11 protein-coding genes are annotated in these 14,317 nt (G+C 38.7%); 6 read left to right on the forward strand and 5 right to left on the reverse strand.

From position 1 onward, the window contains the following. Positions 1 to 162: 162 nt before the first annotated feature. Positions 163 to 2,346 carry a prolyl oligopeptidase family protein gene (locus H4J76_RS12850; RefSeq protein WP_182230777.1) on the reverse strand — a complete coding sequence of 728 codons (2,184 nt, stop codon included), beginning with the start codon at positions 2,344 to 2,346 and terminating at the stop codon, positions 163 to 165. Positions 2,347 to 2,537: 191 nt separating this feature from the next. On the opposite strand from H4J76_RS12850, the gene H4J76_RS12855 reads away from it, so the two are divergent. Then, positions 2,538 to 3,383 (forward strand): carboxylate/amino acid/amine transporter, encoded by an 846-nt coding sequence (locus tag H4J76_RS12855; protein WP_182230778.1) that lies wholly within the window; start codon positions 2,538 to 2,540, stop codon positions 3,381 to 3,383. A gap of 224 nt (positions 3,384 to 3,607) precedes the next feature. Further along, positions 3,608 to 4,042 carry a GNAT family N-acetyltransferase gene (locus H4J76_RS12860; RefSeq protein ID WP_182215950.1) on the forward strand — a complete coding sequence of 145 codons (435 nt, stop codon included), beginning with the start codon at positions 3,608 to 3,610 and terminating at the stop codon, positions 4,040 to 4,042. Between the two features lie 77 nt (positions 4,043 to 4,119). Here H4J76_RS12860 and H4J76_RS12865 read toward each other — a convergent pair whose 3' ends face one another. After that, on the reverse strand, positions 4,120 to 5,001 hold the full coding sequence (locus tag H4J76_RS12865; RefSeq protein ID WP_182215951.1) for a LysR family transcriptional regulator: 882 nt from the start codon (positions 4,999 to 5,001) through the stop codon (positions 4,120 to 4,122). Between the two features lie 132 nt (positions 5,002 to 5,133). Between H4J76_RS12865 and H4J76_RS12870 the strand changes: the two genes are divergently transcribed. Both H4J76_RS12870 and H4J76_RS12875 read left to right on the forward strand, forming a co-directional pair. Beyond that, positions 5,134 to 6,315, forward strand: coding sequence for an acyl-CoA dehydrogenase (locus tag H4J76_RS12870; RefSeq protein ID WP_182215953.1), 1,182 nt, complete (start codon positions 5,134 to 5,136; stop codon positions 6,313 to 6,315). Continuing rightward, a complete protein-coding gene (locus H4J76_RS12875) occupies positions 6,315 to 7,556 on the forward strand; it encodes a CaiB/BaiF CoA-transferase family protein (protein WP_182215955.1) in 1,242 nt (413 codons plus the stop codon). The genes H4J76_RS12870 and H4J76_RS12875 overlap by 1 nt, the downstream gene beginning before the upstream one ends. A gap of 35 nt (positions 7,557 to 7,591) precedes the next feature. On the opposite strand, the gene H4J76_RS12880 is transcribed toward H4J76_RS12875, so the two are convergent. Both H4J76_RS12880 and H4J76_RS12885 read right to left on the reverse strand, forming a co-directional pair. Then, complete coding sequence (locus H4J76_RS12880; RefSeq protein ID WP_182215957.1) at positions 7,592 to 8,413, reverse strand: sterol desaturase family protein; 822 nt, start codon at positions 8,411 to 8,413, stop codon at positions 7,592 to 7,594. Further along, on the reverse strand, positions 8,404 to 8,868 hold the full coding sequence (locus H4J76_RS12885; protein WP_182215959.1) for an SRPBCC family protein: 465 nt from the start codon (positions 8,866 to 8,868) through the stop codon (positions 8,404 to 8,406). The genes H4J76_RS12880 and H4J76_RS12885 overlap by 10 nt, the downstream gene beginning before the upstream one ends. 98 nt (positions 8,869 to 8,966) lie before the next feature. Here H4J76_RS12885 and H4J76_RS12890 point away from each other — a divergent pair, with 98 nt between their 5' ends. Next, entirely contained in the window at positions 8,967 to 9,974 is a 1,008-nt protein-coding gene (locus H4J76_RS12890; protein ID WP_182215961.1) for an AraC family transcriptional regulator, read from the forward strand. 173 nt (positions 9,975 to 10,147) lie between these two features. Here H4J76_RS12890 and H4J76_RS12895 read toward each other — a convergent pair whose 3' ends face one another. Further along, on the reverse strand, positions 10,148 to 13,387 hold the full coding sequence (locus H4J76_RS12895) for a TonB-dependent receptor (RefSeq protein WP_182215963.1): 3,240 nt from the start codon (positions 13,385 to 13,387) through the stop codon (positions 10,148 to 10,150). Positions 13,388 to 13,998: 611 nt separating this feature from the next. On the opposite strand from H4J76_RS12895, the gene H4J76_RS12900 reads away from it, so the two are divergent. Further along, positions 13,999 to 14,250 (forward strand): transketolase-like TK C-terminal-containing protein, encoded by a 252-nt coding sequence (locus H4J76_RS12900; protein ID WP_182215965.1) that lies wholly within the window; start codon positions 13,999 to 14,001, stop codon positions 14,248 to 14,250. Positions 14,251 to 14,317 lie beyond the last annotated feature (67 nt).

Here is a 14,317-nt window from a genome sequence, read left to right on the forward strand (position 1 = left end):
AAAACGAAGTTCCTTATAGCTATTGATAACAAGACTTCGTTACTGCTATTAATAAAAAGTCTGTTTAACGACGTTAAACAGACTTCAAAAAACCTACGGTGATAATTAGACAAGTGCTGCTAATTATCCTGCCACTATCATCAGTTTTACGCTATAAAACTGTTAATTATTTGCTAACTTTTGCATTAAATAAGTATGTTGCAGTGCGATTCGCTTGGCGGTTTCTTTAAGGTTGGCAGCAGCAGAGTGCCCACCATCAATGTTTTCATAGTATAAAAATTTATGCCCTTGATCTTCCATGCGTTTCGCTACTTTTCGAGCATGTCCCGGATGAACACGATCATCCTTAGTCGATGTTATAAAGAAGACTTCTGGATAATCTACAGCAGGGTCAATATTATGATAAGGCGAAATGCTCCGCAAAAACTTACCTTCAATTTCGTTTTCAGGGTCGCCATATTCGCCCATCCATGAGGCACCTGCTAATAGGGTATGATAGCGCATCATATCAAGCAGGGGCACAGCACATATTACCGCATTGAATAAATCAGGACGTTGGGTAAACATCACCCCCATTAACAAGCCTCCATTTGAGCCACCTTCGATACCTAAATGCTCAGGAGACGTTATTTTTTTGGTGATTAAATCTTGAGCGACAGCAATAAAATCATCATAAATACGTTGACGATTGGTTTTTAAACCAGCCTGATGCCATTTAGGTCCATATTCGCCACCGCCTCTAATGTTGGCTAAGACATAGACACCGCCTCTTTCTAACCACAACTTTCCGCGAGTTGCCGAATAACTAGGGTTTAGAGAAACTTCAAAGCCGCCATAGCCATACAAAAGAGTTGGGTTTTTACCATCTAACTTTGTATTCTTGTGTCGAACAACAAAGTAGGGAACTTGAGTACCGTCGGTTGAAGAAACAAAAAATTGTTCACTGACCATGCTTTCAGCATCAAACCAGCTAGGTAAAGATTTCGCTTTAGCTTTTTCGCCTGTTGCGGTGTTATAAGTATAAAGTGTGTCAGGATTAAGAAAGCTCTCTGCTGAAATAAAAGCAATTTCTTCTTTACTGTTGGTACTGCCAATTGAGACGGAACCATTAGCTGGAAAGTCTAATTTTTTAGAGGTCCATTTATTGTCATGCCAATCGAATTGATGAGCAGAGCCGGTTACATCATGGTAGATGCTCATCAGTACTTTAGATTTTGTGACGCCAAAGTTACCAATTGAAGATTTTTCATCAGGACTAAAAACAAGGTTAACAAGGTCAATTTTGCCATCATTCATAAAATCATCAATGTTAAAGCTGACTAAGTCGCCTAGTTTGAATTCACGCCAGTGTTCGTTTAATTTGACAATCATTTGCCCTTTAAACTCACCACTTAAATTTGATTTTTTAGGTATTGGTAATTTGATTTTTTCACTGATGCTGCCATCACTTTTGCGTGGAAACCAATAATACTCGGTGTCATAAAAGGTTAATGCCCGGGTAGTAATAATTTCACGGCGGCCATCACTTAGCTCTGTTATACCCCCCCAATAGCCAACATCTGTTTGCTCGCCACGGTCAATTTCAACGGCACTCGATAACGCAGTACCGCGTTGCCATAGTTTAGAAACCATAGGGTAACCAGAAGTTGTCATGGTGTTTTCACCAAAATCAACCCCGATAATTAAGGTGTTCTTGTCTAGCCAATCTATACTGCCTTTACTTTCTTGGGTGATAAAACCATCGGTTACAAAAGTTTGAGTTTTGGTATTAAACTCACGTTGAATAACGGCATCTTTACCGCCATCAGAAAGGCTGACCATGCAAATTTCGTAATCAGGTGAAAGGCAGTTATTGCCTTTGTAGACCCAGTTTTTATTTTCACTTTTTGACAGAGCGTCAAAGTCTAAAACAGTTTGCCAAACCGGAGTGTCTGAAAGGTAACTACTGAGAGTCGATTTTCTCCATATCCCCCTTTCATGTTGTTCATCTTGCCAAAAATTATGCACTTCTCCATTTCGATAAGACGCGTATGGAATTTTGTCTTTACTGTTAACAATCTCCAACACTTCGCTATTCATTTTTTCAAATAGAGGGTCTGCCATTAGGCGGTCGAGGGTGCGGGTATTCCAGCTTTTTACTTCAGTTAATGCTTTGTCACCTAAAACTTCCTCAAGATATAAATGATCTTGATCAGTTTTTCCTAAGGTGTCATAGGTAATAGTTTTATCAAGGTTTTCCACTTTCATTACGGGGGCCTTATTAGGTTCTTTATCATTTTGGCAAGCGGTGAGTGAAAGTGCTGCGCATAAAAATAGGGTTTTCTTGGGGTGATTCAATACAGACATAGTTCCCTTCTATTAAGATTTTGCTGAATATGCATCAATATAAACAGAGTTCGGCATTACATTCAAGTCGCAGCTGAAATAATTGATTTTGCTTGGTTTAGTCTTTATATAGCTTGTTGCGATCTTTTATTGTTTATACCGTAATTAATAACAGATAGACTGCGGTCATTAATTACTTAACGATAGAATTTATGGGCTATTTATTTGCAGTTACCCTGCTTTGGGCATTTTCATTTAGTTTAATTGGCGTTTATTTGGCAGGGCAGGTTGATGCATGGTTTAGTGTGCTTATGCGTATAACGCTTGCTACCTTAGTCTTTTTACCTTTTTTGAAATTAACACAAACACCAAAACCCTTAGCGCTAAAGCTTATGATGATAGGCGCTGTGCAACTTGGCGTTATGTATAGCTTTTATTATCATTCCTTTTTATATTTATCTGTACCGGAAGTCTTATTGTTTACGGTAATGACGCCTATCTATATTACGCTATTAAATGATGCCCTTGAAAAACACTTTAATCCTAAATTTTTTCTAACTGCCGTTATCGCCGTCGGTGGCGCTGTAGCTATCCGTTATGAAAGTATTAACAGCAACTTTTGGACAGGCTTTCTGCTCGTACAAGCCGCCAACATCTGTTTTGCAACCGGACAAGTTACTTACAAACGCTTAATGGCTGATAGCAAGTTAGATGATAAAACGGTCTTTGGTTGGTTTTTTATTGGTGCATTAATCGTTGCTGTTGTTTGCTATGCCTTATTCGGTAATTCAGATAAATTACCCAATACAGCAACGCAATGGGGTGTCCTTATTTACCTAGGCATTGTAGCGTCGGGTTTAGGCTACTTTGGCTGGAATAAAGGTGCTACCTTAGTCAATGTTGGTGCATTAGCCGTGATGAATAATTTACTTATTCCAGCAGGTATTATTGTGAACGTACTTATTTGGAACAGAGATGCCGACCTAGTGAAGTTAAGCATTGGCGCGGGAATTATTTTAGCCGCATTATTATTCAACCATATAAATAATAGAGAATAGTATTTATAAAGGCTCTACTTATTGTTAGTTTCAACGTACGACTTTATTGAAAAGGGCAATGACTAAATTTAGTTGTCTGAAACAATGAACAGCGCTTTATAACGTGCTTACGGTTTCTCGTTTATTGATAAAAGATGATAAAAGATGATAAAAAGACTAGTCATTATTTTACGATAATAGACGACAATTGTTAGCCACTTGTTGTGATGTTAAATAAGGAATATATGCAGAACTTTTCATGGGTCTACGACCAAGCCGACATTGATTGGCAGCAGTTATCAAGGTTATATCGTATTGCGCCTTTAGGTAATAAAGCCAAAGACGACCTTAATATTGTTTTTTCAAACAGTAAATTTAAATGCTTTATTTATGAAAAACAAAAGCTTATTGGTGCAGGGAGAGCTTTAGCTGACGGACTTGATTGTTCATATATATGTGACGTTGCCATTCATCCTGAATATCAGGGGATGGGCTTAGGGCGTAAAATGATTAATCAATTAGTTGAGTTATCTTTCGGACATAAAAAAATAATATTATATGCTAATCCGGGTAAAGAAGGTTTTTATAAAAAGCTTGGCTTTAAACAAATGAATACGGCAATGGCTATTTTTAGTAATGAACAGCAGGCAATCGATGTTGGCATATTAAGTTCAACATAAGGTCAATCTATAAAGACCAAAACAACGAAGATAATTTTCTATGTTGCCTAAGCCTAAGCTATAGCCAGCAAAAATACTTAGTTGATGGGATCGAGTGTAGAGGTTAAACAAGTCATAAAGGCTTTACTCGCTTTAGAAAGGTAATGATCTTTTTTCCATGCCAAACTCAATTTAAAGGCGAGTTTTGGTTCAAACGGAATTGATGTTATCTGCTGTTCATTTTGCAAAATACGCGATAAACAGGTAGTGATACCGACTTCATTGCGAACCAATGATTTTTGCAGTTCAATAAGATTCGTTTCCATACGTATGTCTAATGATAAGTTATGCGCTTTTGCATAGTGGCTAACCACTTCACGTAAAAAATAACCTTGATGAAACAACACCAGTGGCTCTTGACAAAATTGTGCCAATGATAAAGTTTCTTCTTTTGCTAGCGGGTGTGAAATCGCCATAGCAGCAACAATTTCCTCATCAATAAGTTCGGTATAACGCAGTTGTTGATTCTCTAAATCACCGCGGATCAAGGCTAAGTCGAGTTCGCCATTCATTAACATTTTCTCGAGTGCCGCTGTGCCTTGGTCAATCAAGTGTATTTTTATTTTTGGATACTTTTGCTTAAATGCCGTTAATACTTTCGGAAAATAATATGAGCCCATCATCGCGGAAACACCAAAGCGAATGGTACCTCGTTCTAAATCTTTCAGTTCTTCTAACTCTAATTCAACTTGTTTTGCTTGGCTTAATAATTGTGTTGCCAGTTTATAGAGCACTTCACCTTCAGCGGTTAATAAGGAGTTTTTATCGGTACGATTAATTAGCTTCAAACCAACTTCTTGTTCTAGCTTTTGAATAGCTATACTCAACGCTGGCTGAGCAATACCTATTTTATGTGCAGCCCGAGTAAAATTGCCTAATAAGGCTAATTGACAAAAATATGCTAAACGCTTTAAATTCATATTAAGCCTACTGATAAGTAAAAGTTATGATAAATATAATAACTATATATTATATTTATTTTTATTTTGAGGATAGAGTTAACGTATAAATATAAACTTTAGCGCATAACCGCCTACTAATGGAGTTACCTGATGAGCGACAAATTAACGCCTTTCAACTGGCAAGACCCGATGTTCCTTGATAATCAATTAACCGAAGAAGAGCGTATGATACGCGATACCGCTTATGATTATTGCCAAGAAAAATTGATGCCCAGAGTACTCGAAGCCAATCGACATGAACATTTTGACCGAGAAATAATGCGTGAATTAGGTCAATTGGGTTTACTAGGGGCTACTTTGCCTGCTAAGTATGGTGGCAGTGAAGTTAATTATGTTAGCTATGGCTTAATCGCTCGTGAAGTAGAACGCGTTGACAGTGGCTATCGTAGCGCGATGAGTGTGCAATCATCACTCGTTATGCATCCTATCTATGCCTATGGTACACAAGAGCAGCGGATGAAATATTTACCTAAACTTGCTTCCGGCGAATGGGTGGGTTGTTTCGGGTTAACTGAGCCTAATTCAGGTAGTGATCCTGCTTCAATGAGCACGCACGCCAAGAAAGTTGAGGGTGGCTATGCTTTAACGGGCAGTAAAATGTGGATCACCAATTCGCCTATCGCTGATGTGTTTGTTGTTTGGGCAAAGTTTGAAGGAATAATTCGCGGCTTTGTGCTTGAAAAAGGCATGACAGGGTTAACAGCACCGAAAATCGAGGGCAAATTTTCTTTACGTGCTTCAATCACTGGCGAAATTGTTATGGATAACGTTTTTGTACCCGATGAAAATATGTTCCCAGAGATTAAAGGCTTAGCAGGGCCTTTTGGTTGTTTAAATAAAGCGCGCTATGGCATCGCTTGGGGCTCTTTAGGGGCTGCAGAGTTCTGTTTTAATGCCGCAAGACTTTACACGATAGACCGTGAGCAATTTGGTCGCCCCTTGGCTGCTAACCAATTAATTCAAAAGAAACTTGCCGATATGCAAACTGAGATAAGTCTTGGTCTACAAGGTTGCTTACAAATGGGACGGTTAATGGATGCGGATCAATGTCCGGTCGAATTAATTTCACTATTGAAACGTAATAATTGTGGTAAGTCGCTTGATATTGCTCGTGTTGCACGTGATATGCACGGTGGCAATGGCATCAGTGATGAGTATGGGGTTATTCGCCATATGATGAATCTTGAAGCGGTTAATACCTATGAAGGTACCCATGATGTTCATGCCCTGATTTTAGGTCGTGCCATTACCGGTTTACAAGCTTTTTGCTAATGACAGATACTTTTACAAACGCAAACCCTCCATCGGCATTAGCAGGTATCAAGGTAGTCGATTTAAGCCGGATACTTGCGGGGCCTTGGGCCTCGCAAATGCTCGCTGATCTGGGGGCTGAGGTGATAAAAGTTGAACGGCCAAAAGTAGGTGATGACACCCGCTTTTGGGGGCCTCCTTTTGTAAAACCCCAAACAGCCAGTCAACCGCCACAAGCGGCGTACTTTCATTGCGCTAATCGCAACAAGAAATCTATTGCCATTGATATTCAATGTCAGCAAGGTCAACAGATCATTAAAGATTTAGTGGCGCAGTCAGACGTTTTTATTGAAAACTTTAAAGTCGGTGATTTAGCTAAATATGGTTTAGATTATGCTGAGTTGAAAAAAATTAATCCTAATTTGGTGTATTGTTCAATTACTGGCTATGGGCAAACGGGTCCTTATGCTCACAAACCCGGTTACGATGCCATGATACAAGGCGAGGGTGGCCTGATGAGTATTACCGGTGAACAGCAAGGCAGTCCAATGAAGGTTGGGGTTGCAGTCGTGGATATTATGACCGGGCTATATAGCTGTAACGCTATTTTAGCCGCTCTTATGGCTAGGCATCACACCAAGTGTGGTCAATATATTGATATGGCTTTACTTGATGTTCAAACAGCAATGCTGGCTAATCAAGCGATGAATTATTTAACCACTAATGAAAATCCACCTCGATTAGGTAATGCACACCCAAACATCGTGCCCTATCAAACGTTTACCACCCAAGACGGTGACTTAATTTTAGCCATTGGCAATGACAGCCAATTTTCAAGGTTTTGTCATTTGTGTCAGCTAAACGAGTTTGCAGCAGACGACCGCTATAGCACGAATGCTCAACGGGTTCTTCATCGAGACGATGTGGTGTCGACATTGGCTAAAAAAATTAAGACACAAACAACGCAGTGGTGGATAGCGCAACTTGAATTGATATCAGTACCTTGTGGACCGGTAAATACTCTAGAGCAAGTATTTGACCATCCTCAAATAAAACACCGAGCTATGGTTAAGCAACTGCCAAACGATGATGGCGATTTAATCGATGTTGTGGCATCACCCATTAATCTGTCGGCGACACCTCTGCAATACCATAGTGCAGCACCCGAGTTAGGACAGCATACCTACTTTGTTTTAAAGGATATGCTTAACTATGATGATGCCATTATCTCAAGTGCTTTTGAGCAAGGTGTTGTTGCTTAGTCGTAAGAACCAGCAAAGCTTAGCGGTTATCTCACTTACTTCTCTTTAACGGAGCTGGTCGGATAACCAAAGAGTACCTTCAGTTTTGCTTTCATGCCTTTACTGGTCAACATACTGCTTATTAAATAACGCCATTGATGAAAGGTAATCGTCAGTGGGTTATTACTGTGCAGTTGTCCAACAATACCGTATTTACAAGGTTTTCCAGATTCTTCTTTGGCAAAGGTGCCAAATAATTTATCCCAAATAATCAGAACCCCAGCAAAATTTTTATCCAGGTAACCCGCATTTATTGCATGGTGAACCCTGTGATGCGATGGGGTATTAAAAACTTTTTCGAACCACCCTAACTTATTCACAACTTGAGTGTGAACAAAAAATTGATAAGCCAAATTAAGTGCGACTACAGTAAATACGGTAATGGGGTCAAAACCTAGTAATATCATCGGCAACCAAAATAGCCACATACCGGCAAGCGGATACATTAAGCTCTGTCTAAAGGCGGTAGTAAAGTTCATTTTGGTCGAACTATGATGAACAACATGGGCGGCCCATAACCAATGAATATGGTGCGATGCCTTATGAAACCAATAATACAAGAAGTCTTGCAAGATAAAGGCGCCAAAAATACTGATAGGGGTTAGCGCTATATCAAATAATCGATAATCATAAAGCCAATAAAAAAAGGGCATTAAAATCAGTAAGGCGACAGCATCTGCACCTTGATGCATCAGAGCCAGTGCCGTGTTGGCGAAGCTGTCTTTGATATCGTAATAACGGCGATATTTAATAAATTCTAACGTAACAAAAATAATAAATACTGGGCTTAGCGCCAGTAAAATAATTTCTATGGACATACCATGTCACCTTTAAAGTGTAACGCTAATTTTTTAAGTGCTTGCACTAAATCTTTTCTAATAAAAAAAGCCAGTATAAAGCTTGGTAACCACCAGGGGGCTTTGCAGCTAATATGGTAGGTAACTTCAGTGGTTGCTGGGATGCTACTATCTTTAGCCAAGTCTTTTTCATTAAAATAAATGTCGCCGCGATGCTCTGCAACGGGTTTATTACCCATTATTTGATAACTTATATGGTGATGGTCAGCGCTAATAATACGCTCAGAAAACTTAATGCCACTGATTTTTACTTGCCTAATAGCGCCTTTACCACCTTTTAGTTCATCTTTATTTTGTGGTTGAATCAGGCTAAAAGTTGCATCAAAAAAACGACTTAATTGCTGATGCTCTAGCAAGGTCTCGCAAATTTGTTGCGGCGTTGCATTGATATTTTGTTTTAAGGTTATTGAGATCATAGTTACAACGCACCACTCTTGATAATTACCACTAGTATAAAAAAAACTTCCGTGGCAGACTTGCTCATAGATGACCATTTTTTAGCTTTAGGTGACAAATGACTACGTTGGCCGATCATTATTATACAAGTTGCCTTGATTACCTTGAAACGCTTGGTTTAGAGAGTCAAAGCGTTTTGTCGGCGATACACTTTGATGAATACGCGAATAAGCAAGCACAACAGTTAGCGCCTCGCATTAGTTTAAGCAGTTATAATGCACTGCTTGATTATGCGCAACAGACTTTAAATGAGCCAATTTTTGGATTTAAATTAGGTCAGCAAATCAGAGCCGCGGATTTTGGTGTGCTGGGTTATCTCATCGAATCGAGTAATAATTTAGCAAGCGCAATTTCATCGCTGTTAATTTATGACCGTTTGGTCGCTGATATCGGCAAGGCTGAATTTGAACAACAAGAAGATATTGCTATTATTCGATGGTTGCCAGACGCAAGTTGCAGCCCGCAGGCTATTTTACGTAATATGACGGCTTGGGTTAGTGTTATTCGCCAATTGCTTAACTCCCAGCTTTCACCTAGTTATATTTTTTTTACTGAGTCTTGGCCTGATATTGAAATAAAGAGACTCACTGATTGGTTTAACTGCCCGATTAAAACTAATGCACAATATAATCAAATTATCTTTCCTAGTAGCTATTTAGCACTGCCTTTTAAAACTGATAACGCCGCTATTAATTTAGCACTTAAACAAGTATCGGCGCAGCAATTGTCAGGTTTTAAAAGCCAGCAGCGCTTAGCCGAGAAAATAAGCCATCTCTTGATGGCTAAAAATGATTTGGACGACTGCAATTTAATACGCACAGCAAGTGCTTTAAACATGACAGTTCGAACGGTGCAACGTCAATTAAAACAACAACAGACCTCGTTTGCTTATTTACTTGAAAGCGAACGCAAAAGGCGGTTACAAGGCTATATGGGCAAATATCCCTTAGGTACTATCGCCTTAAAACTTGGTTTTAACGATCAAAGTTCTTTTAATCGCGCATTTAAACGTTGGTATGGTTGCAGCCCTTTGTATTACTTAAAATATAAATTAATTAAAACATAAGCTTATTCTTCTGGGGGTCGCTAGATAAACCCCAGCAGGTAATGATATTTGTGATCATTATTATCAGTTAGAAATTAAAAGTTAGCCGTAAAATAAAAAAACGGTTTTGAATTAAATCAAAGCCGTTCGATTTTTTTATACAAAACTGTTATTAACAGTTTTACCGATTGGTATTAGAACTTGTAGTTAATACCTACCTTCATCTGCCAACCAGATGAGCCTAATACTGTTCGATCGTAACTGCGAGTATCTGAGCCATTATAAACTTTATCTATTATATATTTGCCATCACCATCTAAACCACCAAAATCATAAATAGCTTGCTGTGGAAAGCTCATTCGCTTTTCAACACCCCAGTCATCATTTAACATGTTAGCAAAGTTGTTGACCATCAAGAATACTTCACCTTTATGACCTTCTGCAAAACCTGGGATCTGTTGCTTAATGCTGAGATCCATTGTTGTTACCCAAGGTTGTGTGCCAGTATTACGGTCAAGAATTTCACCTCGTTCGCTAATACCTGCTCGGTCTAAGAGCGCTTCTAACTCGTTCCACTTTATTCCTGAATCGGTCCAATTTACATTTGGATCCTCAGCACCTGTTGGAATGTACGCTAAGTAAGCCGAGTTAGAATAAAAGTCGCGAGTATCACCTAAGTCTTCATCTCGATAGTTGCCTGTTACCCAGCTAAATGGGCGGCCTGAACGACGTTCAAAGAATAAGTTGATATTGGTTTTATAACCAGAAAAAAACTCAGTTTCATAGCCTAAGTTAATTTTTAGGTTATGCTCAACTTCATAATTACCACGAGCAACAAAATCAAGATTACGGCTTTTAACAACATTATGTTTGTAGTTACTTTGTGCGCGTGATGATGAGCCAGCGTGATTTTCTTCGATATCTTGATGAGCGTAAGACATGGTCATACTTAAGCCATTGTCCCAACGCTTTGCTAACGCTGTTGAAAAGATAATAGAGCGACCATTGTCTTGCGCGTTAGTCATTTGAATATCAAAGTTATCCTCTACATCACCGGTGTAACGGCTTTCATAGATTAGACGTTCACCATCAGCAGCGGTAATAGGATAAAGTAATGCGGTATTCTTCCAAACAGCTTCATTTTCTTTAACATGGTACATCAATTCTGTTGACCAGTTAAAGTTTTCGCCTAAGCCATCAATGTCAAAAGTGTAATCTGCGGCAATGCGGCTACGCCAACTTGAAGGGAGTTTGAAATTCGGGTCAGTATAGTTTGTACTACCAGCGCCTTTTTCAAGTGAACTGATTATTTCGCTAGGAACATTGAAGTCAATCTCAACAAGTCTATCTTGATAATAATCGTCAACCGCTTTACTTGATGCAGCAACCAGCGTAATACCGTCATTTTGAAATGGGTTGTTATACCAAACATTTGGGATACCACCTTGGAAACGACCAATACCCGCAGAAAGTGTTAGTTTTTCAGAGAATATCCATTCAATATTAACCCGTGGTAAAATAATATCTAAACCGTCAAGATTTTCCTGGTTAGTGTAACCGTAAGTTTCTTGAAATTTGCTATTAAGTGTTGGTTTGTCGCTTGATGATAATCGTTCATAACGAACACCTGCAGTAACATTGATATCGTCTGTTAGATCGAAGTTGTCTTCAATATAAAAGGATAGTTGGCTACGTGAAACGTCGTAAGCAAGGTCTTGAGTATCGCCGGTATATGAATTTTGATAAGTAAATTCACCGTATCTAGCTAAATCACGTGCGGCAAAATCTTTAAAGCTTGCAAACTCCCAAGAGCCTAATGAATTAGCCCCAAATAAGTTGTATAAGTTTAAATCTTCATATTGGAGACCAAAATTAATTTCATGGTCATCCATCAAGTAAGTCGCATCTAACGACAACGTCAGGTTTTGAGTGGCTGATTCATTGGCATGACGGAACTGGTCTTGTCCAAAAACAAACTGTGGACCACGATATTCTGTAATAGCGGTGATTTCACCGATATCGCTATTAGTATTACTATCTGTTGCAACATCTTTGTAGCTTATGCCCATTTCAGTACTGAAGTCATTAGTCCAGTCTGAATAAATTTTAGTGGCGAAGTTATTAAATGTAGTTGCATAAGTATAGCGGTTTGATGCCATGCTAACGGTTGTACCACCGGTGCCGGCATTACGCTCATCTTGATCATCTTGCCATTGGTAGGTGAAATCAAGTCGGTGATCATCATTGATGTTCCAGCTTAATTTAGCTAATAACGTTTCATTGGTGTCTTCTTGATCGCCACCTAAAGAATCAGTGCGGCCATAAACATCACCTAAAATTGTATTGAAGTCATCAAATTGCTCTTGAGAAATATCGTATTCATGGGTAGCGCCGCTACCTTGGAAACCATAATCCATGGCCAACTCACTAGACCAGTTACTATAGTTAACAAAGAAAAATAGTTTGTCTTCTATAATAGGGCCGCCAACGTTAAAACCAAAACGTGATTGTGTTTTAATAGGGGCAACCGTTTTAGTAACAAATGTTTGATGGTCATCATCATCTAATATATTACGTACTCTGGGGTTCTTTTTATCAACGTCTGAATCAGTATAATAAACTTCAGTTGCTATATCGATTGTTTGAACATCACCAGCCATATCCGGTGTTGAAGTTTCAGCAAAGCCTGAAAATTTAAATTCATTAGATCCTGATTTAGTAACTGCATTAATGGTACCACCACCAAAGTTACCTTTTTGTGCTGAAAATGGTGACACATCGACTGATATTTGCGCAATAGCATCTAACGATATTGGTGGTTGCTCTGTTGGGTAGCCACCATAGTTAAGTCCAAAGTCATCATTCTGGCCAATACCATCAACGGTTAAACTGTTTGAACGTGGGTTACCACCAGCAATAATTAACTCGCCGTTACCATTAATACTTGCTAATGGGTTTAAACGGGCAATGTCTTTAATATCGCGGTTAAAACTTGGCGTATTCTGAATAAGCTCTGCTCCAAAAATACTGCTTGAACCACCTGATTTTTGAAGAAAACTTGAGCCTGTTACTTGAATACGTTCAATATTATCTGCTTGTAGTTGTTGGCTAATACGATGAGTATCACCAAGATTAAGAAAAATATTATCTAAAGTGGTATCACTATATGTGTCTGAATCAATAATAACAGTATAAGGACCACCAACACGTAAACCTTTAGCGGTAAAGGTACCTGTGGCATTTGTCATAAACTCACGGCTGGTTTTTGAAGGCTCATGAATAACGGTGATTTTAACATTACTAGCGGCTTCGCCCGTAGGGCTTAGGATTTTACCTCGCATTGAAGACGAGGTATCTGCAGCCATTGCAGAAGTCGATAAGCCAACAGCGATCACAATCGCACTGGCTATTTTTGACAGTCTTAGTTTGTTCATTTTATATTTGTTCCCTAAGTTTTTAAAAAGAACCAACGTTATTCTGTAACATTTTCATTGAAATATCAGTGATCCGTTAGTTCAAATAATCTCTATAAAATAATCAACGTTTCAAATAATTATTTTTACTCTTAAGCTTTATTTAGCAATATTTTTCAATATCGAGCAGCATTTTTCTTCTATAGAGTCATCATTAAAATAATACTATCTTGTCATATGTGTCAAGTTTTACTTGACCAATTGGACAAGAAAATAATATTTTAAATAATAGTATCATAAACAATGAAACTTAAAGTAGGAGTAACCCTCTTGCCACGTAAAAAGTTAACTAATGCTATGTTTCCTTTGGGCAAGGAGAAGATGACCCAACGCATTAACCGATAGAACAACTAACCAATTTACCTACTATACCTAACCTGACAACTTGGCGTCCTTGTGATGCCACTGAATCTACTGTTGTTTGGAAAATGGCGTTTAAAAATCACCAGTGCATTAATTTTTTCACGTCAAAATTTATCAGCCATACCCCGCAATGAATCACAGTTAGCAAATATTGAAAAAAGGTGCCTGCGTATTAACCACTTGTAAAGGGGCACCAGAGGTTATCTTAATTGCGACAGGCTATAGAAGTTGAACTTACTTTAAATGCTGGCAAAGTACTGACCGCGCAAGGACAAAAAGTACAAGTTGTTTCTATACTATCAACCAATATATTTGATGAACAAAGTAGCTATTGTAAAAAAGACATACTGCCAGTCGCCGTTACTAAACCTGTTGCTATCGGCGCCGTCCATAGCGATTTTTGGAGGAAGTATATCGGTTTAAGTGGCGGCGTTGTTGGTCTTAGTCGTTTTGAGAGTTAGCTCCGGGTAAAGTATTAATGGCGTACTTTATCTTTACTGTTGATGAGGTTGTTAAAAAAGTTAACGT

Source organism: Colwellia sp. BRX9-1 (genome assembly GCF_014077195.1).
GTDB lineage: Bacteria > Pseudomonadota > Gammaproteobacteria > Enterobacterales > Alteromonadaceae > Colwellia_A.

Bases quoted from the DNA above. Each gene is read 5' to 3' on its own strand.
- H4J76_RS12850 (WP_182230777.1), bottom strand. From the start codon at position 2,346: ATGTCTGTATTGAATCACCCCAAGAAAACCCTATTTTTATGCGCAGCA.
- H4J76_RS12855 (WP_182230778.1), top strand. From the start codon at position 2,538: ATGGGCTATTTATTTGCAGTTACCCTGCTTTGGGCATTTTCATTTAGT.
- H4J76_RS12860 (WP_182215950.1), top strand. From the start codon at position 3,608: ATGCAGAACTTTTCATGGGTCTACGACCAAGCCGACATTGATTGGCAG.
- H4J76_RS12865 (WP_182215951.1), bottom strand. From the start codon at position 5,001: ATGAATTTAAAGCGTTTAGCATATTTTTGTCAATTAGCCTTATTAGGC.
- H4J76_RS12870 (WP_182215953.1), top strand. From the start codon at position 5,134: ATGAGCGACAAATTAACGCCTTTCAACTGGCAAGACCCGATGTTCCTT.
- H4J76_RS12875 (WP_182215955.1), top strand. From the start codon at position 6,315: ATGACAGATACTTTTACAAACGCAAACCCTCCATCGGCATTAGCAGGT.
- H4J76_RS12880 (WP_182215957.1), bottom strand. From the start codon at position 8,413: ATGTCCATAGAAATTATTTTACTGGCGCTAAGCCCAGTATTTATTATT.
- H4J76_RS12885 (WP_182215959.1), bottom strand. From the start codon at position 8,868: ATGATCTCAATAACCTTAAAACAAAATATCAATGCAACGCCGCAACAA.
- H4J76_RS12890 (WP_182215961.1), top strand. From the start codon at position 8,967: ATGACTACGTTGGCCGATCATTATTATACAAGTTGCCTTGATTACCTT.
- H4J76_RS12895 (WP_182215963.1), bottom strand. From the start codon at position 13,387: ATGAACAAACTAAGACTGTCAAAAATAGCCAGTGCGATTGTGATCGCT.